20 protein-coding genes are annotated in these 21,621 nt (G+C 66.6%); 8 read left to right on the plus strand and 12 right to left on the minus strand.

Annotated elements, in window-relative coordinates; genetic code table 11:
- The 3 genes from TVH25_RS03435 to TVH25_RS03445 form a co-directional block, all read right to left on the minus strand.
- The coding region (locus TVH25_RS03435) for a GNAT family N-acetyltransferase (RefSeq protein WP_422423361.1) at nt 1-502 on the minus strand (502 nt) is incomplete at its 3' end.
- 77 nt (nt 503-579) lie between these two features.
- On the minus strand, nt 580-999 hold the full coding sequence (locus TVH25_RS03440) for a nitroreductase family deazaflavin-dependent oxidoreductase (protein ID WP_422423384.1): 420 nt from the start codon (nt 997-999) through the stop codon (nt 580-582).
- Nucleotides 1,000-1,054: 55 nt separating this feature from the next.
- On the minus strand, nt 1,055-2,218 hold the full coding sequence (locus TVH25_RS03445; protein ID WP_169623126.1) for a steroid 3-ketoacyl-CoA thiolase: 1,164 nt from the start codon (nt 2,216-2,218) through the stop codon (nt 1,055-1,057).
- Nucleotides 2,219-2,413: 195 nt separating this feature from the next.
- Here TVH25_RS03445 and TVH25_RS03450 point away from each other — a divergent pair, with 195 nt between their 5' ends.
- Nucleotides 2,414-3,667, plus strand: a complete 1,254-nt coding sequence (locus TVH25_RS03450; RefSeq protein ID WP_169652018.1) for a cytochrome P450 — start codon at nt 2,414-2,416, stop codon at nt 3,665-3,667.
- Nucleotides 3,668-3,788: 121 nt separating this feature from the next.
- On the opposite strand, the gene TVH25_RS03455 is transcribed toward TVH25_RS03450, so the two are convergent.
- From TVH25_RS03455 to TVH25_RS03480, 6 genes are read right to left on the minus strand one after another with little or no spacing between them, the layout of a single operon-like run.
- A complete protein-coding gene (locus TVH25_RS03455) occupies nt 3,789-4,364 on the minus strand; it encodes a nucleotidyltransferase family protein (protein ID WP_422423362.1) in 576 nt (191 codons plus the stop codon).
- 25 nt (nt 4,365-4,389) lie between these two features.
- Nucleotides 4,390-4,803 carry a nuclear transport factor 2 family protein gene (locus TVH25_RS03460; RefSeq protein WP_169621393.1) on the minus strand — a complete coding sequence of 138 codons (414 nt, stop codon included), beginning with the start codon at nt 4,801-4,803 and terminating at the stop codon, nt 4,390-4,392.
- Nucleotides 4,800-5,678: a TIGR03619 family F420-dependent LLM class oxidoreductase gene (locus tag TVH25_RS03465; RefSeq protein ID WP_422423385.1), complete on the minus strand. Its 879-nt coding sequence runs from the start codon at nt 5,676-5,678 to the stop codon at nt 4,800-4,802. Before TVH25_RS03465 ends, TVH25_RS03460 begins: the two co-directional genes overlap by 4 nt.
- Before the next feature lie 12 nt (nt 5,679-5,690).
- Nucleotides 5,691-6,866: a thiolase domain-containing protein gene (locus tag TVH25_RS03470; RefSeq protein ID WP_296549109.1), complete on the minus strand. Its 1,176-nt coding sequence runs from the start codon at nt 6,864-6,866 to the stop codon at nt 5,691-5,693.
- Nucleotides 6,866-7,927 carry a thiolase domain-containing protein gene (locus TVH25_RS03475; protein ID WP_169621390.1) on the minus strand — a complete coding sequence of 354 codons (1,062 nt, stop codon included), beginning with the start codon at nt 7,925-7,927 and terminating at the stop codon, nt 6,866-6,868. Before TVH25_RS03475 ends, TVH25_RS03470 begins: the two co-directional genes overlap by 1 nt.
- 14 nt (nt 7,928-7,941) lie before the next feature.
- Nucleotides 7,942-8,913, minus strand: a complete 972-nt coding sequence (locus tag TVH25_RS03480; RefSeq protein WP_422423363.1) for a Zn-ribbon domain-containing OB-fold protein — start codon at nt 8,911-8,913, stop codon at nt 7,942-7,944.
- Nucleotides 8,914-9,003: 90 nt separating this feature from the next.
- Here TVH25_RS03480 and TVH25_RS03485 point away from each other — a divergent pair, with 90 nt between their 5' ends.
- Entirely contained in the window at nt 9,004-10,041 is a 1,038-nt protein-coding gene (locus TVH25_RS03485; RefSeq protein WP_422423364.1) for an LLM class F420-dependent oxidoreductase, read from the plus strand.
- Between the two features lie 25 nt (nt 10,042-10,066).
- Here the strand turns inward: TVH25_RS03485 and TVH25_RS03490 are convergent, their stop codons facing one another.
- Nucleotides 10,067-11,596 (minus strand): AMP-binding protein, encoded by a 1,530-nt coding sequence (locus TVH25_RS03490; RefSeq protein WP_422423365.1) that lies wholly within the window; start codon nt 11,594-11,596, stop codon nt 10,067-10,069.
- Between the two features lie 174 nt (nt 11,597-11,770).
- Entirely contained in the window at nt 11,771-12,604 is an 834-nt protein-coding gene (locus TVH25_RS03495; protein WP_169652012.1) for a crotonase/enoyl-CoA hydratase family protein, read from the minus strand.
- A 79-nt stretch (nt 12,605-12,683) separates the two neighbouring features.
- On the opposite strand from TVH25_RS03495, the gene TVH25_RS03500 reads away from it, so the two are divergent.
- The 3 genes from TVH25_RS03500 to TVH25_RS03510 all read left to right on the plus strand — a co-directional run bounded on the left by TVH25_RS03500 (nt 12,684) and on the right by TVH25_RS03510 (nt 16,329).
- A complete protein-coding gene (locus TVH25_RS03500) occupies nt 12,684-14,342 on the plus strand; it encodes an acyl-CoA synthetase (protein ID WP_169652011.1) in 1,659 nt (552 codons plus the stop codon).
- An 11-nt stretch (nt 14,343-14,353) separates the two neighbouring features.
- Entirely contained in the window at nt 14,354-15,466 is a 1,113-nt protein-coding gene (locus TVH25_RS03505; RefSeq protein ID WP_422423366.1) for an NAD(P)H-dependent flavin oxidoreductase, read from the plus strand.
- A 149-nt stretch (nt 15,467-15,615) separates the two neighbouring features.
- The gene (locus tag TVH25_RS03510) at nt 15,616-16,329 is read left to right on the plus strand and encodes a potassium channel family protein (protein ID WP_422423368.1); all 714 of its coding nucleotides are present in this window, start codon (nt 15,616-15,618) and stop codon (nt 16,327-16,329) included.
- Nucleotides 16,330-16,477: 148 nt separating this feature from the next.
- Here the strand turns inward: TVH25_RS03510 and TVH25_RS03515 are convergent, their stop codons facing one another.
- Nucleotides 16,478-17,059: a TetR/AcrR family transcriptional regulator gene (locus TVH25_RS03515; protein ID WP_296549114.1), complete on the minus strand. Its 582-nt coding sequence runs from the start codon at nt 17,057-17,059 to the stop codon at nt 16,478-16,480.
- Between the two features lie 260 nt (nt 17,060-17,319).
- Here TVH25_RS03515 and TVH25_RS03520 point away from each other — a divergent pair, with 260 nt between their 5' ends.
- From TVH25_RS03520 to TVH25_RS03530, 3 genes are read left to right on the plus strand one after another with little or no spacing between them, the layout of a single operon-like run.
- Nucleotides 17,320-19,107: a multicopper oxidase family protein gene (locus TVH25_RS03520; protein ID WP_296549115.1), complete on the plus strand. Its 1,788-nt coding sequence runs from the start codon at nt 17,320-17,322 to the stop codon at nt 19,105-19,107.
- Nucleotides 19,104-20,288 (plus strand): alpha/beta hydrolase, encoded by a 1,185-nt coding sequence (locus TVH25_RS03525; protein WP_296549116.1) that lies wholly within the window; start codon nt 19,104-19,106, stop codon nt 20,286-20,288. Before TVH25_RS03520 ends, TVH25_RS03525 begins: the two co-directional genes overlap by 4 nt.
- Nucleotides 20,285-21,571 carry an oxygenase MpaB family protein gene (locus TVH25_RS03530; protein WP_296549117.1) on the plus strand — a complete coding sequence of 429 codons (1,287 nt, stop codon included), beginning with the start codon at nt 20,285-20,287 and terminating at the stop codon, nt 21,569-21,571. The genes TVH25_RS03525 and TVH25_RS03530 overlap by 4 nt, the downstream gene beginning before the upstream one ends.
- The last annotated feature ends 50 nt before the right edge of the window (nt 21,572-21,621 follow it).

A 21,621-nucleotide genomic window follows, 5' to 3' on the forward strand; every position in this document is an offset into this window, starting at 1 on the left:
CGAAGCCGCCCGGGGGGGGCTGGCCGCCGCAAAGATCTTCGGCGCCGAGCCACATCCCGGATTCGTCCTTCATCAACGCGTTTCCGCGCGCCTGCTCGGCGGCGACGCTTTCGGCGCTGTTGTCGCCCAGCTGGTCGGCACACCTGGCCTCGAGCAACTCCAGGTCGGTCGCCGTGTCCGAGATCGGACGCACGCGGAAATGCGCGCCCGTCGCGTAGGGCCGTGCCGCCGTCGTCCAGTGGACTACGGCGTCGAGATCTTCGAGTTCTTCCCGGATCTTCTTGCGCTCGGCCTTGGTCAAGCGGCGGAACGGGAGGTTGAGCACTGCCTCCGCGCAGAACTCACTCGTCTCGAGCAGCGCGGCGATTGCGGTCACCGCCTCCGCTCGGTCGGCGCTCTCGACGATGGCATCGAGTACCTCGTGACGTTGTTCCAGAGCACGCAGCAGCGCCGCTGCGATCTCCCGTCGGTCGAGGACCTGGTCGTGGTTCGTGGTTGCCATCGCGACATCCCTTCTCGAAAGCGTGTAACTACCGGTGCCAGTATTCCCGCATTCCGGTATTGCCGCGGGTCGCCGTCCTACTCACAGACCACCACGGGGATGACGCGGTCGGTCCACGACTGGTAATTGTCGAAATCCGGGTACATCTCGACCAGCCGGGGCCAGTACGCCGCGCGCTCGGTGTCCGTCGCGACCCGCGCGTGCATCTTCCGCACCCGCGACTTGATCTGGACGGTGACCTCCGGATTCGCCTGGATATTGCGGAACCACAACGGGTGTTTGGCCATTCCGCCCTGCGAGGCGACCAGGACCACCTTGTCGCCGTCCTCGAGGAACAGCAGGGGAGCGGTGCGGGGCTGTCCTGTCTTGCGTCCGGTCGTGGTGACCAGGCAGACCGGGATTCCCCAGGGAAAGGCACTGCCGACGCGCCACTTGCCACCGACCCGGCCGCCGGTGACCCGGTAGGCGGCGACGTTGACGCGCGACATCCACTTCATGATCGGGATGGTCGCCTTCGAGTTCAGTCCTTTGGGAGCGGTGTCCGTTCCCACGTCAGATCCGCTCGATGACGGTTCCGGTGGCGAGCGCGCCACCCGCACACATGGTGATCAACGCGGTCGAGCCGTCACGCCGTTCCAGTTCGTGCAGCGCGGTGGTCAGCAGACGCGAACCCGTGGATCCGACGGGGTGTCCGAGCGCGATGGCTCCACCGTTCACGTTGACCTTGTCCATATCGGGGCCGTGCACGTTCGCCCACGAGAGCAGGACCGACGCGAATGCCTCGTTGACCTCGAACAGGTCGAGATCGCCGATGCTCATGCCCGACTTCTCGAGCACCTTCGCGGTGGCCTGGACGGGGCCGTCGAGGTGGAACTCGGGCTCTGCACCGACCAGCGCCTGCGCGACGATGCGGGCACGGGGCTTCAGACCGAGGGCCTTGGCGCGGTCCTCGTCCATCAGTAGGACGGCGGCTGCGCCGTCGGAGATCTGCGACGACGTGCCCGCGGTGTGGATTCCGCCGTCGAGCACCGGCTTCAGCTTCGCCAGCGACTCGGACGTCGTGTCGCGAAGGCCCTGGTCCCGGGTGACGGTCTGCTTCTCGCCGGTGAGGTTGCCCTGCTTGTCGACGACCGGTGCGACGACGTGCAGCACCTCGCGGTCGAAGCGGCCCTCGTCCCATGCCTGCTTGGCGAGCATCTGCGACCGGACGCCGAGCGCGTCGATGTCCTCGCGGGTGATGCCGCGCCGGCGGGCGATACGCTCCGCGGCCTCGAACTGGTTGGGCATGTCGATGTTCCACGATTCGGGCCGTCGCGGGCCGGCCTGGTCGCCCACATTGGCGCCGAGGGGAACCTGGCTCATGGCCTCGATGCCGCACGCGATTCCGGCATCGATGGCGCCGGTGGCGATGAGACCGGCGATGAGGTGGTTGGCCTGCTGAGCCGAGCCGCACTGGCAGTCGATGGTCGTGGCGCCCACCTGCCAGGGGAGGCCGGCGTTCAGCCACGCGGTGCGCGTGATGTTGTTCGACTGCGCGCCGGCCTGGGTGACGCAGCCGCCGATGACCTGTTCGACGAGGGCCGGATCGATCCCGGCGCGCTCGACGACTCCGCTCTGGGCGGCACCGAGGATTTCCGCAGCGTGCAGGCCCGCGAGCCATCCACCCCGCTTGCCGATCGGGGTGCGGACGGCCTCGACGATGACTGGGGTGCCCACGGCGGGCTCCTTTCTCTGCAGTTCTCTGCACTCTAAATGCTCTCTGCAAAGTAGAACAGGTTGCCGTCGGCGGCGGCAAGGGTGTGAATCGGTCGGGACGTGCTGATCTCTTGGTCACGGGCCGCGCCTGTGTTTGAATGGTTTTAGAACGTGTTACACATCACGCGAGCGGTACTCGCCAGGCAGGAGAGATAAGTGGCGCAGCCGAACATCCCCGAGGGAATCGACTTCACCGATCCCGACTTGTATGCAGACCGCATGCCCTTCGAAGAGTTCGCCGAACTCCGGAAGACGGCACCGGTGTGGTGGAACAAGAAGTCGCCCGACAAGGGGGGATTCCACGACGACGGGTTCTGGGTGGTTTCCCGCCACGAGGAGGTCCGTGAGGTCTCCCGCCGGAGCGACGTGTTCTCCAACTGGGAGAACACCGCGATCCCGCGGTTCAACGACGACATGCCCCGAGAGGCTATCGAACTGCAGCGCCACGTCCTGCTGAACAAGGACGCGCCCGAGCACACCAAGCTCCGCAAGCTCGTTGCCCGTGGCTTCACCCCGCGCGCCATCAACGGTCTGCGCGACGAACTCGACCGCCGCGCGAAGTCCATCGTCCAGGATGCGTGCACCGCCGGTCAGGGCGACTTCGTCACCCAAATCGCCGCGGAACTGCCCCTGCAGGCCATCGCGGACCTCATCGGTGTCCCGCAGGAAGACCGCTCGAAGATCTTCGAATGGTCCAACCAGATGACGGGCTACGACGATCCCGACAACACCGCCGACCCGGCGGCGGCGTCGATGGAGGTGCTCGGCTACGCCTACCAGATGGCGGCCGACCGCAAGGCGAACCCGGCGGACGACATCGTCACCGCCTTGATCGAGGCCGACATCGACGGCGACGAACTCGCTCCCGAGGAGTTCGGCTTCTTCTTCATCGTGCTCGCTGTTGCCGGCAACGAGACCACCCGCAACGCGATCACGCACGGCATGGCGGCGTTCCTCGACAATCCCGAGCAGTGGGAGATCTTCAAGCGCGACCGCCCGAAGACCGCTGCCGACGAGATCATCCGCTGGGCCACGCCGGTCACGTCCTTCCAGCGCACCGCACTCGAGGACACCGAACTCGGCGGGCAGGCGATCCGCAAGGGCGACCGCGTCGTGATGCTGTACGCGTCGGCGAACAACGACGAAGAAGTCTTCGAGAAGCCGCGTGAGTTCGACATTCTGCGCGACCCGAATCCGCATCTGGCGTTCGGCGGCACAGGTGCGCACTACTGCCTCGGCGCGAACCTCGCGCGCATGGAGGTCGATCTGATCTTCGGAGCGATCGCCGACCACATTCCCGACATCACGAAGATCGGTGATCCGCGTCGCCTGCGGTCCGGGTGGCTCAACGGAATCAAGGACTTCGAGGTGGACTACAAGACGTCGGGTGGATGCCCGGTGAAGCACTGACACACGGCAGTGTCGCGGGCCCCCACACCTTCAGGTGCGGGGGGCCGCCTCGTCCGGGCCACCTGAGGGATGGTCAGGGCGCGGTGGTCAGAGACGGGAATGTCCGGCGGCCGTCGCGTGTTCAGGGCTCGAGCCGGTGCAGATCGTCCACCGTGTCGACGTCTCCGGCATCCGCGAGGGTGGTGCAGTCCAGACGCCGTACCCGGTCGCGGTGGTGCGCAAGGTAACTGCGGGCGCCCTCGTCCGCGGTGGCCTGCCGGGCCGCTGCGACCGCGTCGGCACGGTCGAACACGACCGGATGACCGGGCCGGTCGTCGAACACCGGCAGCGTCACCGTTCCGCCGTGGTGTTCGCCCAGTACGTGCCGGACCAGTTCGGCGGTGATGCCGGGGAAGTCCACGACGGTGAGCGCCACCGTGGCGTGACCGCCAGCAGCGTCGACGCCGCGGCGCAGCGACGTCGACATCCCGGTGCTCCACTCCGGATTGACCACCACGGTGCTATCCGGCGGACACGCCGCGGCGACCTCGTCGGCGTACGCACCGAGCACCACGATCACCTCGTCGCACCCGCCGTCGGCGAGCGCGGTGGTCACGGTATGCAGCAGGGGACGGCCGCGGTGGGGCAGGAGCGCTTTCGCGCGCCCACCCAATCGCGAGCCGTCCCCTGCTGCGAGAACGATTCCGGCGGTGCTCATCCCCCGACTCTACGAGGGACCGGCCCTACGGGGCCGGACGTACCGTCTTCATGGCTCGGTCCATCTCCCAGAACGCCCGCAGCGACACGATCTTGCCGTCGCCGTTCACCCGGTAGACGAAGGCCCCCTCGGCATCGATGATGTTCCCGGCCATCGTGGTGCGAATGGTGCCGATATTGACGCACTCGTCACCGCACACCAGCACGTCGTCGATGAGGAACTCGAGCTTGTCGGTGTTGGCGATCGTCATGTCGTAGAACGCGGCGATGGCATCGCGGCCCGTGTGCCCCTTGCCTTCCGGGTCGAATCCCGACGGCCCCACCGGGTCTTCGACGCACGCGTCGTCTGCGAAGACCGCGAGCCACTCGTCCTTGCGTTTGCCGCTGGCTGCCGTTTGCGACGCGCGCGCCGCCACCCGTGCGGGGTGTTCCTCGCTCATGCCGCATCCTTTCCGTGGATGTACTTGTCTGCGAACTTCCGCAGCGATTCCTGTTTCGCCTCGAGGGGGGAGTCGAACCCGTGGCCGTCGAAGATCCACGGCACCACGATGATGTCGGTGACGCCCGCATCGGCCAGCTCGGCGTAACCGGACGAACCGAACCGATCGACACACACAGCCTGGATCTCGAACGGCACGTCGGACCGCCCGTATTCGTCGCGCAGGACCCGCAGCCGGTCGATGACCGCCACCAGGTCGTCGAACCCGATCATGGCCGACGTCCAGCCGTCACCGACCCGTGCGGCACGACGCAGCGCGATATCGGTGTGCCCACCCACGTAGAGCGGCACCGGGGTACTGGGAGCCGGACTCATCTGAAGCCGGTCGAATTCGAAGAACTCGCCGTGATGCTCGACCATGCCGCCACCGAGAATCAGCTTCAGCACATCGATCATTTCGTCGACGCGCTTGCCGCGCCGGGCATATGGGACGCCGCACCACTCGAATTCTTCCGGTGCCCAGCCGATGCCGACACCGAGACCGAACCGGTCTCCCGTCAGGTTGGCGACGGACCCGACCTGGCGAGCGAGCAGGACGGGGTTGCGCGACCCCAGCTTCAGCACCTGGGTATAGAACCGGATGGTCGAGGTCGCTGCGCCCATCGCGGCCGCGGCGATCAGCGGATCCACCCACGGCGTGTCCGCCGTCCACATCCGCGACCCGTCCGGGGTGTACGGATAGTCGACGGTCTGCTTCTCCATGTAGAACAGTGAGTCGGGAAGGGCGATCGACGAGAACCCGCACTCCTCCGCGGTGCGCGCGATACCGCTCAACTGATCGAGCGGCGTCATTGCGACCCCGACGGTGAAATCCACCATGTGACGCTCCTAGTTGGTGGGGCGGTCGGAAGAGACCACCCACATCGAGAAGTACTGGGAGCCGCCACCGTACGCGTGACCGAGTGCTTTGCGGGCACCGTCGACCTGGTGATCTCCGGCCTTGCCCATCACCTGGATCGCGGCCTCGGCGAAACGGATCATCCCGGATGCGCCGATGGGGTTGGAGCAGAGCACACCGCCGGACATGTTGATCGGCAGTTGTCCCCCGATGGCGGTTTCACCGGACTCGGTCAGCTTCCAGCCCGATCCCTGCGGAGTGAATCCGAGGTTCTCGAGCCACATCGGCTCGAACCAGGAAAAGGGGACGTAGATTTCGGCGCAGTCGATTTCGGTGAGCGGATCGGTGATGCCCGCCTGCTTCCACAATGCCGCTGCCGCGTCCCGGCCGGCCTGGGGGTCGACCTGGTCGCGGCCCGCGTACGTCGTGGGTTCGGTCCGCATCGCGGTGGCGTGGATCCATGCCACCGGGCGCCCGGCGGCCTCTGCCGCGGCGGCGCTGTCGGCATCACCGATCACCACGGCACACGCGCCGTCCGACGACGGGCAGGTTTCGTCGTAGCGGATGGGGTCCCACAGCATCTGCGATGCCTGAACCTTCTCCAGGGTGATGTCGGGCTGCCTGAGGTGTGCGTACGGGTTCTTCGCACCGTTGAGCCGGTCTTTGACCGCCACCATCGCGCCCACGTGCTCCGGGGCGCCGGACCTGCGGATGTAGGAGCGGACGTGCGGGGCGAAGTAGCCGCCCGCGCCCGCACCGACCGGCATCGTGAACGGCACCGGTGTCGACAGCGCCCACATCGCGTTGGATTCGGACTGCTTCTCCCACGCCACCGCGAGGACTCGGCGGTGGACGCCGGACTGCACCATGCTCGCCGCGACGTTGGCGGTGGATCCTCCCACCGATCCCGCCGTGTGTACGCGCAGCATCGGTTTGCCGGTGGCGCCGATCGCATCGACCATCGACAACTCGGGCATCATGACGCCCTCGAACAGGTCGGGTGCCTTGCCGATGATGACGGCGTCGATGTCGTCCCAGCCCACCTGGGCGTCGAGCATGGCGCGGTCGATCGCCTCGCGCACCAGGCCGGACATCGATACGTCGTGACGCTTGGCGACGTAATGGGTCTGCCCGGTGCCCAGGACAGCTGCGGGTTGCTTGGCCATCAGTTACGTCCCTCCAGGACAGCTACCAGATTCTGTTGCAGCAGTGCGCCACTCGTCGCGTGGGCCAGCGCGCGACCCGCTGTCCCGTTCATGATCGCTTGTGCGGCGTAACCGATTCGCTCGAGGCCGCCGGAGAACATCGCGTTGCCGCTGAGCGGACCGCCCGACGGATTGACGGCGGTGTCGTCGCCGAGTCCGATCTCCTCGCGCAGGATGAGTTCCTGATGGGTGAACGGGGCGTGCAGTTCGGCGACGTCGAACGCGGTGTCGCCGCCCGTCACGGCGCGTGCCGCGGCACGCGCGGACGGCGCGGTGGTGAGGTCGGCGGCGCCGAAGTTCGGCGAGTCGATCCGATGCTCGATTCCGGTGATCCAGGCGGGGTTCTCGCACAGTTCGCGTGCGCGGTCTCCTGTGGCCAGAACGATTGCGGCGGCGCCGTCGGTGACGGGAGCGCAGTCGTGCTTCCGGAGCGGGTCGGCGATGTACGGGCGGGACAGGAGTTCGTCGATGTCGAGGTCGCCGGAGAGCTGGGCCTTCGGGTTGTTCTTCGCTGCGGCGAGAGAGCGCACGGCTACTTCGGCCATCTCCCGATCCGTCCACTTCCCGGATTCGAGACCCATCCGGGCCTGCAGGCCGGCGAGGGAGACGGAGTCGACGCCGAGCGGCGCGACGAGATACGGATCGAGTTGCAGCGAGAGTGTCCGCCGCAGGGTGCCGGCCGACGACTTGCCGAAGCCGTAGACCAGTGCGGTGTCCACTTCGCCGGTGATGAGTTTGACCCACGCCTCGTAGAGCGCCCATGCGGCGTCCATCTCGACGTGTGACTCGTTGATGGGCGGGACGGCGCCGATGGCGTCGATGGCCGAGATGAACGAGAAGGCGCGCCCGGCCAGGTAATCCGAAGACCCGGAGCACCAGAAGCCGATATCGGACTTCGTGATGCCGAGCTTGTCGTAGAGCTCCTGGAAACAGGGGACGAGCATCTCGACACCGTTGGTGGTGCCGAATGTCTCGCGCACGTGGGGGGCGTGCGCGAAGCCGACGACTGCAATGTCTGTCATGGTGCTCGACGCTCCTAGAGGTGGTGTTTGAAGGTGTCGAACTCGGCGTCGGGCTCGCCGGTCGGGCGGAAGTATTCGATGTTGCGCAGCGTGTGGTCCCACTCTTCCCGCGGTCGCCACTTGGCCTCGACACGCATTCCCATGCGCACGTCGGTGGCCTCGCACTCGAGGATGAGGTGGAGGAACGGGATGTCGGCACCGTCGAGCAGCACATATGCGGCGACGTAGGGAGGCTTGATCTGCTGGCCCATGAACGGCACGTTGACGATGCAGAACGTCGTGACGGTGCCCTTGTCGGGTAACTCGACCGGTTCCTTGGTGGGGACGCCGTCGGTGGGGCTCGCCCCGCGCGGCGGCACGTACACCTTCTCACCGGGACCCGTGCGGCCGCCGATGATCTTGCCTTCCTTCAATCCCCGGAGATACCAGGATTCTTCGGGTGACGCGCTGTGCCGGTAGTCCAGGTCGACGGGAGTGGTGATCATCGAGACGGGCTCGCCGGGCTCGGACGGTGTGTCCGCGGTCGCTTCACCGGGCTCGAAGGCCGCGATGTCGTGGATTCCGCCGGCGCGTTCGGAGGCCCAGCGGACCCGGACGCGCATGCCGGTGTCGATGTCGTCGGGGGAGGCGACGTCCACTGCGTGGAGCATCGAGGTGTCGGCACCGTCGAGGCGGACGAGAGCCCATGCGAAAGGCCGGTCGAAGGGCTGGCCCGGCAACGGGTCCGCATTCCACGTCCAGCTGACGACGGTTCCCGTCAGGCCCACCTCGACGAAATCGGTGAGCGGTTCATGGGTGACGGGGTCGTATTCCGGGGGCGGGACGAAGATCCTGCCGTCGGATCCGCGCGCACCGACGATGCGACCGTCGCGCAGTCCGGTGACGAACGCGCCCACGGTCGGCCCGGTGGATCGTGTGTAGTCGAACTTCAGATTCAGCGGTGCACTCAGCGGTGGCTCGGCGACCGCACTCTTTCCCAGGCTCACAAGTTCGAGTAGAACAGGTTCTAGTGTTGCTGGCAAGGGTACCGTGTGATCTGCACCTTGCCGCGCTTGGTCCGACCCGAAAGGCGTGCAATGAAACTGGGACTGCAACTGGGATACTGGGGTGCGCAACCACCGGGCAACGGACCGGAACTCGTTGCAGCAGCCGAAGCCGAGGGGTTCGATGCGGTGTTCGCAGCCGAGTCGTGGGGCTCGGATGCGTTCACCCCGCTCGCATGGTGGGGGTCGGCGACCGACCGGGTGCGGCTGGGTACCTCCGTCGTCCAGATCTCGGCGCGTACGCCGACCAGTTGCGCGATGCACGCGCTGACACTCGATCACCTCTCGGGCGGCCGGCACATCCTCGGTCTCGGTGTATCCGGTCCACAGGTGGTCGAGGGCTGGTACGGCGCGCCGTTCGAGAAGCCGCTCGCGCGAACCAGGGAGTACGTCTCGATCATCCGTCAGGTGCTGGCCCGTGAAGCGCCGGTCACGAGTCCGGGGCCGCACTACCCGCTCCCGTACACCGGAGCCGGAGCCACCGGACTCGGGAAACCGCTCAAGCCCATCACCCACCCGTTGCGTTCGGACATACCCATCTGGCTGGGCGCCGAGGGTCCCATGAATGTCGCACTCACCGCGGAGATCGCCGACGGGTGGCTCGCCATCTACTACACGCCGCGGCTCGCACCGATGTACAACGAATGGCTCGACGAAGGGTTCGCCCGTGCCGGCGCACGTCGCACGCGCGAGGACTTCGAGATCGCCGCGACGTGCCAGGTGGTGGTGACCGACGACCGTGAGGGCACCGTCGCCGCGATGAAACCGGTGACGGCGTTGTATGTCGGAGGGATGGGAGCGCCCGAGCTGAACTTTCACGCGCAGGTGTACCGGCGCATGGGGTACGGCGACGTCGTCGACGAGGTCACCGAACTTTTCCGCGCCGGCCGCAAAGACGAAGCAGCCGCGGCGATTCCGGACGAGATGGTGACCGAGACGATGATCGTCGGTGACCTGGCAGAGGTGCGCGAGGGGGTGCGCAGGTGGGAGGACGCCGGCGTCACCATGTTGCTCGTCTCGTGCCGCGACGCCGCCCAGATCAAGGAGCTGGCCTCGGCCGTGCTGCAGTGACCGGGGCGGCTGTCGCGCACGCACCTCAGGACGAGTAGGCCGCCTTCAGCTTCCCCTTCACGAGCTTGCCCGTGGGAGTGCGGGGAAGCCGGTCGACGAAGTCCACCGACCTCGGCACCTTGAAGTGCGCGACCCGCTCTCGAACATACGAGAGCAGTTCCTCGGCGAGCTCCGGGGATTCGGTGGCATCCGGGGACAGTTCCACCACCGCCTTGACCTCCTCACCCATCTCCGGGTGGGGGACGCCGATGACGGCGACGTCGTCGATGGCGGGGTGAAGCGCGAGGACGTTCTCGATCTCCTGCGGATAGATGTTCACGCCGCCCGAGATGATGGTGAAGGACTTGCGGTCGGTCAGGTACAGGAACCCGTCCTCGTCGAGGTACCCGAGATCCCCCACCGTCGTCCACGTCGGATGCTCGGGATGCTGTGCGGTCGAGGTCTTCTCGGGATCGTTGTGGTAGGTGAAGGGCACGTGATCGGCTTCGAAGTAGATCGTTCCGATGTCGCCGGCCGACAGCACCGTGCCGGCGTCGTCGCAGATGTGGGCAGGGCCGATGACGCTCTTGCCCACCGAGCCGGGATGGTCGAGCCATTCCTGGCTGTTGATGAACGTGATGCCGTTCGCTTCGGTCGAGCTGTAGTACTCGTAGATCACGGGGCCGAGCCAGTCGATCATGGCGCGCTTGACGTCGGGTGGGCACGGCGCTGCGGCATGGATGAGTACCCGCAGGCTCGAGAGGTCGTGGCGGACCCGGATCTGCGGGTCGAGTTTGAGCATGCGCACGAACATCGTCGGGACCATCTGCCCCGCGGTCACGGAGTACTCCTCGATGTGGCGCAGCGCGGTCTCGGGGTCGAACTTCGACGCGAGCACCACCGTGCCGCCGAGCGCGTGGACCGCCGCACCCCAACGCAGGGGCGCGGCATGGTAGATCGGTGCGGGGGAGTAATAGACGTCGGCGTCGCTGATGCCGAACATGTACTGCGCCACCATCACCAGCGATTCACCCGGTTCGTCCACGCGGCGGTCGGGCAACGGCGGCTGGATCCCCTTGGGAAATCCGGTGGTGCCCGACGAGTAGAGCATGATCGCGCCGGACGGTTCCTCGTCGAGTCGTGGTCCGGCGCTCGCGATCGCATCCTCGTACGACTCGAAGCCGCGAACCGCGCCGCCGAAGGCGAGCCGGGCCGACCGGGCGGCAACCGTGTCTCCGACGTGTTCGGCCAGGTCGCCGAGAGTCGCCGAGACGACGAGCGCCTTCGCGCCGCTGTCCTCGACGATGTAGGCGACTTCACCGGCAGTGAGATGGCTGTTGACCGCCGTGATGTAGAGGCCCGAACGCAGTGCTGCCCAGAAGACCTCGAAGGCTTCGACCCGGTTGTCCGTGAGCAATGCGACGACGTCGCCCGGCCGGAGTCCCGCGTCGTGCAGTACCCGTGCCAATGCCGCCGAACGGTCGTCCAATTCGCGATAGCTCAGGCTGCGGTCGCTGTCGGCGAGAACGACAGCGATTTTGTCGGGTGTGTTGCGCGCGTGGACGCCGGGGTACATGGGGCTCCTTACCGCCTGCACGAACAGTGCAGGCCTGTGTCCTGGATCACAACGGAACGTAGCAGAGGCCGGGATGTCGGTGTGGTCCAGGTCTCACATGCTCGTAAGGCCGCGCAGACGAGCGCGCCCGCGCACGAAGTTGTGCGCGGGGCGCGTCGCCGGTTCGATGGGGAATCAGGCTCCGGTGAACTTCGGGGGCCGTTTCTCGGCGAAGGCACGGGGACCTTCTTTTGCGTCGGCACTCTTGAAGACCGCGGCACCGAGTTCGGCGTCGATCCGGAACGCCTCTTCCTCGTGGAGGCCCTCGGAATCGCGAATCGTGCGCAGGATGGCCTGGACGGCGACCGGACCGTTGTTCGCGATGGTCTCCGCGATCTCGAGTGCCTTGTCGAGTGCGGTGCCGTCGGGGACCACGTAACCGATGAGCCCGATCTCCTTGGCTTCGGGCGCCTTGATGTGCCGGCCGGTGAGCAGGATGTCCGCTGCGATCGTGTACGGAATCTGGCGGACGAGGCGCACGGCGGAACCGCCGAGGGGGAACAGTCCCCACTTCGCTTCGGAGACGCCGAATTTGGCGCTTTCGCCGGCGACCCGGATGTCGGTGCCCTGCAGGATTTCGGTGCCACCCGCGATGGCCGCGCCTTCGACTGCGGCAATGAGGGGCTTGGTCAGCCGGCGGCCTTTGAGGAGGGCGGGTAAGCGGGACAGGTCCCAGCCACCGCCCTCGAACTTGTCACCCGGTGCCGACTGGTTCATCGCCTTGAGGTCGGCGCCTGCGCAGAAAGCGCCGCCGGCACCGGTGAGGATCGCGACGCGGATCTCGGGATCGCTGTCGACTCGATCCCAGGCGTCGGACATGATCGCCATCATTTCGCCCGACAGCGCGTTGCGTGCCTCCGGCCGGTTGAGCGTCACGATGAGAACGTGACCGCGTTGCTCCACGAGGCAGTGGGGAGCGCGGGACGAAATGTCCGAATCGGCTGCGCCGGGGGCTGCGGGAGAGGACACTGGGGACTCCTGGCGGGTGTTGTGAAATAGGTCTCAGTAAAGTCTTGTCAATAACGGTAACACGTTCTACTTTTGTGGCGTGCCCCTTAACATCGCAGACCTCGTCGAGCACGCAATCGACCTCGTTCCCGACCGTGTCGCACTGGCCTCGGACGGCAGGGAGGTCACCTACGGACAATTGGAGGAACGAGCCAACCGACTCGCCAACTACCTGGCCGAACAGGGTGTCCAGCCCGGTGACAAAGTCGGGATCTACTCCCGCAACACCATCGAGGCCGTCGAGGCGATGGTCGCGGTGTTCAAGATCCGGGCCGTCATGGTCAACATCAATTACCGGTATGTCGAGAACGAGTTGCAGTACTTGTTCGACAATTCCGATACGGTCGCCCTCATTCACGAGCGCCGGTACTCGGACAAGGTCGCCAACGTTCTGCCGTCCACGCCGCTGGTCCAGACCGTCGTGGTGATCGAGGACGGCACCGACGGCGACTTCTCGTCGTACGGAGGGGTCGAGTACGAGACCGCGCTGGCCGGGAGTTCGGCCGAGCGCAACTTCGGTGAGCGCAGCCCCGACGACCTGTACATGCTCTACACCGGCGGCACCACCGGCCATCCCAAGGGCGTCATGTGGCGCCACGAGGATGTCTGGCGCGTGCTCGGTGGCGGCATCAACTTCATGACCGGCGAGTGGGTGAAAGACGAGTGGGAACTCGCCAAGCAGGGTGCCGAGAACCCCGGGCTCGTGCGGTATCCCATTCCCCCCATGATCCACGGCGGCGCGCAGTGGGCGCTGTTCCAGTCGCTGTTCAGCGGCGGCAAGGTCGTCATGCACCCCGAGTTCTCGGGCCACGAGGTATGGCGAATCATCGACGAACACAAGGTCAACGTCATCTTCATCACCGGTGACGCGATGGGCCGCCCGATGCTGGACGCACTCGAAGAGGGCAACCCGAAGACGGGTCAGCCGTACGACCTTTCGACCCTCTTCGCGATGGCGTCGAGTGCCGCGCTGTTCTCTCCTTCCCTCAAGGACCGCTTCCTGGAGCTGCTTCCCGGCAAGGTGCTCACCGACTCGATCGGCTCGTCCGAGAGCGGGTTCGGCGGTCTCGGAATCGTGGAGAAGGGCAAGACCCGCGGCGGCGGCCCCACGGTGAAGATCGACGAGTCGACCACGGTGCTCGACGAAGACGGCAACCCCATCGCTCCCGGCTCGGGGCAGGTCGGCCTGATCGCGCGCAAGGGAAACATCCCCCTGGGCTACTACAAGGACGAAGAGAAGACGAAGGCGACGTTCCGCGAGTACAACGGCGTCCGTTACTCGATCCCCGGCGACTACGCCCGGGTCGAGGAGGACGGCACCGTCACGATGCTCGGGCGCGGTTCGGTCTCGATCAACAGCGGCGGCGAGAAGATCTACCCCGAAGAGGTCGAGGGCGCGCTCAAGCAGCACCCGGCTGTCTTCGACGTGCTCGTGGTCGGCGTGCCCGACGATCGGTTCGGCGAACGGGTCGCCGCGGTGATCGCGCTTCGGCAGGGCCACACCGCGACTCTCGACGAATTGGTCGCGAGCGCCCGCACCAAGATCGCGGGCTACAAGGTGCCGCGCAGCGCATGGTTCGTCGACGAGATCAAGCGCTCGCCGGCGGGCAAGCCCGACTACCGGTGGGCCCACGAGCAGACCGAAGGGCGCCCCGCCGACGAGCACTGCACCCCGAGCGCTTCCGGCGCGGTGGGCTGAGAGGCAGGGAGATGCAGACCAGCCTCGGCCGGAAGCTCGGAATCGACTATCCGATCTTCGGGTTCACTCCCTCCGAACACGTCGCCGCGGCCATCAGTCGGGCCGGCGGACTCGGTGTCCTCGGATGCGTGCGCTTCAACGACGCGGAGGAACTCGACGCCGTCCTGACCTGGATGGACGAGAACACCGACGGCAAGCCGTACGGCGTGGACATCGTGATGCCGGCCAAGGTGCCCACCGAGGGCACCGCGGTCGATCTCGACAAACTGATCCCGGCGGAACACCGCGCGTTCGTCGACCGGACCCTCGCCGAACTCGGTGTTCCTCCACTGTCCGATGACGTCGAGCAGGCGAGCGGTGTACTCGGCTGGCTGCATTCGGTAGCGCGCTCCCACGTCGACATCGCTCTGGGGCACAGGATTTCGCTGATCGCGAATGCTCTGGGTTCGCCCCCGAAGGATGTCATCGACCTCGCTCACGAGAAGGGAGTGCCGGTCGCGGCATTGGCGGGGGCGGTGGAGCACGCGCGCCGGCACGTCGAGAACGGTGTCGACATCGTGATCGCCCAGGGATACGAGGCCGGAGGGCACACCGGTGAGGTGGCGTCGATGGTGCTCTGGCCCGAGATCGTCGATGCCGTCGGCGATTCCGCGTCGGTACTTGCCGCGGGCGGCGTCGGGTCCGGCAGGCAGGTTGCGGCCGCATTGGCGCTGGGGGCCGGCGGGGTCTGGATGGGTTCGTACTGGCTCACCGCCGCGGAATACAAACTCGGCTCCGCGGCCGACGGCCCGTCGTCGATCCAGCGGGCGCTGCTCGGTGCGACGTCGTCCGACACGGTGCGGTCGCGCATCTATTCGGGCAAGCCGGCGCGACTGCTCAAGACCAAGTGGACCGAGGCGTGGTCGCGGCCGGACGCACCGTCGCCGCTGCCTATGCCGCTCCAGAACATTCTCGTCAGCGAGGCACACCAGCGCATTTCGGCCGCGAACGACCCCGAGGTCGTCGCAATGCCGGTGGGTCAGGTGGTGGGCCGAATGAACGACATCCGTCCCGTCGCCGACATCATGAACGAACTTGTCACCGGCTACGACCAGGCGGTCGATCGTCTGAACGAAGCCCGATAGTCCGGGGGGATGGAACTGTGCCCGGGAGGTGAATCCCCCCGGGCACAGTCATGTCCGACTACGGCCGCCCCGGAGCGGAGGCGACCGGCGGCACGCTTCACCGCCGGGCCTCCCCACCCCGGTCCGGCTGTGAGGGACATTATGGGCCGATGACCGAACAACGCTGGCAACGAATGTCCGAATGGCCCTTGATGGTGACAGCTCTCGCGTTCCTGGGCGCGTACGCATGGACGGTTGTCGGCAGACCTGTCGGTGCGTCGGCCGGGATTGCAGAGTTCGTGATGTGGAGTACATGGGCGCTGTTCGCCGCTGACTTCGTGGTGCGGTTGTTCCTGGCAGATCAACCGGCGCGGTGGCTTCTACGGCATCTTCACGAATTGGCGATGGTCGTTCTTCCGATGTTCCGCCCGTTGCGTCTGCTTCGTCTCCTGACGTTGCTGGGCGTGATGCAACGCTCTGCCGGCACGGCTGTTCGAGGGCAGGTGGTCGCCTACGCAGCAGGGTCGACGATACTGCTGCTGATTATTTCGTCGCTTGCGATGCTCGACGCCGAACGGGGCGCCCCCGAAGCTTCGATCGAGACCTACCCCGAGGCGTTGTGGTGGTCGGCGGTGACGGTTACCACGGTGGGCTACGGGGATTTCTCCCCGGCGACGAGTACCGGACGGCTGATCGCCGTGGCGTTGATGATCGCGGGAATGGCCTTGTTGGGCGTCATCACCGCGACGCTTGCATCCTGGCTCGTCGAGCGAGTCGCGGAGCAGGACGAGCTGAACCAGGCCGCCACGCGGTCGCAGGTTTCGGATTTGGCTGCAGAGATAGCGGCATTGCGTAAGGAATTGAACCGCTCCGAGTTGCGGTGACACGACACTCTGTCGTGTATCCCTCGAGGCCGAGCGTGAGCGCGCGGGCGGGCTCCGGTGATCCGCGATTCGACGGATGCGAGGATTCCGATGGGTTGCCGTCCGGCGACGGGGCTGGGCCGGCCCGACGTGGACTGCGCTCTGTCTTCTACTTGCGGACCAGAATCGTGAGCAGCGCCTGAATCTGCTCGACCGTGGGGGAGGGCAATCCGTCGCGGCCGTACACGAATCCGATCCCCGCGTACACCAGTGTCCCGGCGCGGACCCGTGCCTCGTCCTTGTCGAAACCGAGTTCGAGGAACGCGTTCTCGACCACCGTCATGATTCTCTGATCGAGGGCGCGCACGGATTCGGCGACCTGCGGGTCGCTCCGCGCCCACTCGCGCACCGCCACCTCGGCCTCCCAGGCGCGGTCGTCGACGAGCATCGTGCCCATGCGCGTCAGCCGTTCCCGGACGGGCAGTTCTTCGACGCTCGTCAGGCCGCGGGCAGCGTCGTTGTCTTGTGAGGTGTACCGGGTGGCGATGGCCTTCATCAGGTCGTCGATGTCGGTGAAGTGCCAATAGAAACTGCCCTTGGTGACGCCGAGTTCGTCGCACAATCTGGAGATCTTCACGGCAGTGCGGCCTTCGGTGACGAGCAACTGCAACCCGGCCGCGGTCCAGTCGTCGAGGGAAAGCCGGGGGCGCCGCCCGGACCGCGAGCCGTCCTTCGTCGGTTGCTGCGCCACGGGGTCGTCACCTCTTGTCTCTCGCTGTACGCGTCGAGCGTACATGTCGCGGGAAAAGAGAAGGTGGGCGAGCGATACCGCGCACCCCGGGAGGGTATCGAACGGCCTTCCGGCACACTGTAATACAGATCATCATGTCGACTACAGCGATCGCGGCCAGGACGGAACGTTGACCACACCATACCGTATGGTATTGTGACGGCAGTCACGAAATGTGCTCCCTTCTCGGCTGCGGTCGCGTGAAAACGGAAGCCTGGTCCATGCGGAATATCAGTCGCAGAACTCTTCTCGCCGGAATCGCAGCCGGCGCCGGCGCAAGCGCGCTGGTCGGCGGTCGTGCGGTCGCCGACAGCCCCGACCTGCCCCGTCCTATGCTTTTCCCGTCGCCCCGGCTGACGCCGTTCGTCGACGACCTTCCCATCCTCCCGAGGCTCGAGGGCTCGTCGCTGACGATCGACGCGGTGAGCGCGACACACAGCTTCCACCGCGACCTCGCGCCCGGTCCGACCCTGGCCTACGGAGACAGCACGTATCTCGGTCCGGTGATCACCGCGCACCGCGGACAGGAAACGGCGATCGAATACCGGAACCGGATCACTGTGCATCCGTTTGCTGCCGACGTCGACACCACCCTGCACGGGCTGAGCGAGCGGGACCGCACCGAGGTGCCCACATCGATGCACCTGCATGGCGGCGTGACGCCTCCCGAATTCGACGGTCACCCTCAGAAGATCGCGCGACCGGGAGAGGGATCGACGTACCGCTTCCCGAACAGGCAGGATGCGGCCGGGCTCTGGTACCACGACCACGCCATGGCTGTTACGCGCCTGAACGTCTATGCCGGGCTGGCGGGTGTGTACCTGCTCCGCGACGACTACGACACCGGAGAACGCGGCAACCCGCTCGGACTGCCGGCCGGTGAGTTCGAACTCGAACTGGTACTGCAGGAGAAGATCGTCCACGGCGACGGACGCCAGAGCATCCGCTCCACCCCGATCGTTCCGCAGGGTAGGTGGGAAGGCGGCGCGGTCGGTGACGTCGGCGTCGTCAACGGCAAGATCTGGCCCGAGGCGCGGGTGGCACGGGGCCTCTACCGACTGCGGTTGGTCAATGCCGCGTCCTTCAGTGTGTGGGATCTGCGTTTTTCCAACGGCATGCCGTTCTGGGTCATCGGGATGGAAGGCGGACTGCTCGACGCTCCCGCACCGACCACCCACGTACGGCTGGCACCGGGCGAACGCGTAGACCTGCTGGTGGATTTCGGCATGCTCGAACCCGGCGCCACCGTCGAACTCCGCAACACCGAATCGGCCGCACCCCAAGCCGCCCAGATCGGTGCCGTGCACATGCCGATGTTTCTGCGTTTCCGGGCCGAGGCCGCGCGCGGCTTCACCGGACCGGTACCGGACCGACTGCGCGGCGGCACCGGGCAACCGCCGATCGTGGGAGCCACGCCGGAACCCGCGCACATTCGCAACGTGTCGCTGAGTCAGCCGTCGGACGTACGGCTACCCCCGTCGATCATGTCGCTCAACAATCTCAGATTCCACAGCGACGATATCGAGATGCCCCGGCAGGGCACCGTCGAGCAGTGGAACATCGTCAACGCGACACCCGACCCGCACCCGATCCACCTGCACCTCGTGCACTTTCGCGTCGTGGGACGCCAGGCGATCGACACCCTCGCGATGTGCGCGCGGCAACCGCAGCCGCCGATCGGCACCAAGTGGACCCCCGACGCCGATCCGTTCGTCGTGGAACCACTGCGTGGCCCCGAGCCGTGGGAGACCGGATACAAGGACACCGTGATCTGTGATCCGAATTCGGTGACCCGCATCGTCGCCTACTTCCCGACCGCCGACGAACTGGGCTTCGATCCCGACGCGACGTTCCCGGCTGCGGTCGGCACCGCAACGACCGAGAGTGCCGGGCACCACGAACACAAGGAACACCGGGACGACCACCGGTTGCAGGGCTACGTGTGGCACTGCCACGTCCTCGACCACGAAGACCACGACATGATGCTCGAGTATCGGACGGTGCGATGAACCCCACGACAGGCCCCGAACCCCGCGACCACTTCCAGCGCATTCCCTACGAACCGGCGACGGACGGCCGCGTCGAGATGCACTCCGGTCTGAGCCGCCACTATCCGACGCTCCACGGCAACCTCGTAGCGGCACCCGGATACTCACGCGAGGTCGGCGTGATCATGTGCCATCCGGCGTCGAACTTCCTCAGTCACTTCCTGCTTCGCGCGTTCGCCGGCGCCGGCATCCCGGCGATGGGCCTCAACACCCGGTACGCATCCAACGAACCCGCTCTCATCATGGAGCGCGCGGCGTTCGACCTCGGTACCGGCGTGCGATGGATGACGGACGAACTCGGTTTCGAGAAGGTGGTGCTGCTCGGGTTCAGCGGCGGGGGCTCGCTGGCCTCGTTCTACCAGTCGCAGGCGGAGAACCCCACGGTCACGCAGACCCCCGCCGGCGATCCCGCCCGGTTCGCCGACGCGAAACTGCGCCCCGCCGACGGACTGCTGCTCGTCGGAGCTCACCCCGGACGGGCGCGGGTGCTGCGGCACTGGATCGACGGCGCCGTCGTCGACGAGGCCGACCCGTATGCGACCGATCCCGACCTCGACCTGTACGCGCCGGGCCGGACGGTACCGCTCGACCGCGAGTGGGTCGCCCGCTACCGCGACGCGCAACTCGCCCGGATGCGCCGCATCGACGCGTGGGCTCTCGGGCAACTCGACGAACTGAACCGGATGGGCGCGTCCGACCGTGGGTTCGTGGTGCATCGCACCGTCGGAGACCCGCGGTTCGTGGATACCACCCTCGACCCGTCGGACCGGGAGGCCGGCAGCATGTACGGCGATCCGGCCGCCGCGAACACCGCCGCCGGAGGACTCGCCCGATTCGTAACGGTGCGCAGTTGGCTCAGCACCTGGAGCGTCGACCACACGCACGCCGACGCACTGACCGATCTGAGCAACGTCACTGCGCCGGCGCTCGTGATGAGCCTGCTCGGCGACCAGGCCGCTTTCGCCGAGGATTCGCGTCTCATGCGTGATGCCCTGCCGGGAGAGGCGGAACTGATCGAGATGCGCAACCTCAACCATTACCTGGTGGACCAACCGGGTGGCCTCGATGACGTCGTGAGCCGCCTGACCGGATGGATCCGCCGCACGGTGACAGACGACCGAGCCGAGGAGGCGTCGGCATGACCGGAACACTGGAAACACGCGCATCCGGGGAATCGGATACCCCGGACCGCTGCCCGAGCGCGTTCCCCTACTGGCAGGCGAAGGCCCGGCCCGGTGTCCGGCGGGTACGGGGACTGATTCGCGCCGTGACGGGCTTCGACATCCTTCCCACCGACGAGCAGGCTCGCGCACTGTGCAACGACCTCTACAGTGGCGACCCCACCGCGGAGCGCTTCGTGGACGAGGTCTACCACGGTGACCTCGGCCCCCAGGCGGCCCGCGCACTGCTCGAGCGGGCCCTGACGGAGGGCATCGACTCCGTTCCCGAGGCACCCGACGCGATGAAGGCGCTGTTCGACGAGTTCGAGACCGTCCCCGAATGGGTGCAGCCGGAACTCGTGGAACAGGGCGCCGAGATCTGGCGGCGCTGGGGCACGATGCTGTTCAGCTTCGCAGGTGCGGAAACTCTCGAAATCTATACGGAATCCGCTGTCGCGACACCGCTCTCGCTCGCCGGCGGTTACGCGGGCGACAACGCTCTGCGCCGATTCCTCGAAACCTCGCGGTTCTGGATCGACGTGTCCGAGCCCGGCGCGCTTCTCGCCGCCGGATCGCGCGGCCGGGCCACGGCGCTGAAGGTGCGGATCATGCATGTCTCCGTACGTGCCCGCGTGGCCGGGCACCCCGAATGGGACGCCGCCAAATGGGGACTTCCCATCAGCCAGACCTACATGCTGCTCACGCTCATCGCGGGCAGCGTGACTCCGGGGCTGGCACTGTGGACTCTCGGCTACCACACCACACCGCGAGAAATACGGGCGCTCATCCACTTCCAGAAGTACATGGGCTACCTCCTCGGTGTGCGGACGACCTGGTACCCCGAGACGATCGGCGACAGCGTGCGGACGTTGCTCACCACCGTCGTGTCGCGGTCGTACGACTCGGGGGAGTACGGCAAGGAACTCATCGAGTCGTATCCACAGGCGTTCGCTCCGCGAGAAGGGCAACGTGGTCTCGCCCTGCTCCGTGCGAAATACAATTTCCGCATCAACTCGGTGTACTCGGCGATGTTCATGTCGCCCGGCACCCGGCGGAAATACTCGATGCCGAAGGTGCTGCCGTGGATCCTCATCCCGGTTGTGCGGTTCCCGCTGATCACGCTCATGGAACTCGCCCGGCGATTCGTGCCGGGCGTGGGCACGCTGCACGAGAAGATCATGGTCGTCCACCGGGAGAACTGGTACCGAGCCCAAATGGACGGCCGCGAAGCACAATTCGACGCCAGCGGTGCGCTGCGTCGTTGATCGGACATGCGATCGAGCGGGCGGCTCGACCGCACAGTGTGACAACTACC

This window comes from Rhodococcus sp. 7Tela_A2, assembly GCF_049311045.1.
Classification (GTDB): Bacteria; Actinomycetota; Actinomycetes; order Mycobacteriales; family Mycobacteriaceae; genus Rhodococcus.

Bases quoted from the DNA above. Each gene is read 5' to 3' on its own strand.
- TVH25_RS03440 (WP_422423384.1), bottom strand. From the start codon at position 999: ATGAAGTGGATGTCGCGCGTCAACGTCGCCGCCTACCGGGTCACCGGC.
- TVH25_RS03455 (WP_422423362.1), bottom strand. From the start codon at position 4,364: ATGAGCACCGCCGGAATCGTTCTCGCAGCAGGGGACGGCTCGCGATTG.
- TVH25_RS03460 (WP_169621393.1), bottom strand. From the start codon at position 4,803: ATGAGCGAGGAACACCCCGCACGGGTGGCGGCGCGCGCGTCGCAAACG.
- TVH25_RS03470 (WP_296549109.1), bottom strand. From the start codon at position 6,866: ATGGCCAAGCAACCCGCAGCTGTCCTGGGCACCGGGCAGACCCATTAC.
- TVH25_RS03475 (WP_169621390.1), bottom strand. From the start codon at position 7,927: ATGACAGACATTGCAGTCGTCGGCTTCGCGCACGCCCCCCACGTGCGC.
- TVH25_RS03485 (WP_422423364.1), top strand. From the start codon at position 9,004: ATGAAACTGGGACTGCAACTGGGATACTGGGGTGCGCAACCACCGGGC.
- TVH25_RS03490 (WP_422423365.1), bottom strand. From the start codon at position 11,596: ATGTACCCCGGCGTCCACGCGCGCAACACACCCGACAAAATCGCTGTC.
- TVH25_RS03505 (WP_422423366.1), top strand. From the start codon at position 14,354: ATGCAGACCAGCCTCGGCCGGAAGCTCGGAATCGACTATCCGATCTTC.
- TVH25_RS03510 (WP_422423368.1), top strand. From the start codon at position 15,616: ATGACCGAACAACGCTGGCAACGAATGTCCGAATGGCCCTTGATGGTG.
- TVH25_RS03520 (WP_296549115.1), top strand. From the start codon at position 17,320: ATGCGGAATATCAGTCGCAGAACTCTTCTCGCCGGAATCGCAGCCGGC.
- TVH25_RS03525 (WP_296549116.1), top strand. From the start codon at position 19,104: ATGAACCCCACGACAGGCCCCGAACCCCGCGACCACTTCCAGCGCATT.
- TVH25_RS03530 (WP_296549117.1), top strand. From the start codon at position 20,285: ATGACCGGAACACTGGAAACACGCGCATCCGGGGAATCGGATACCCCG.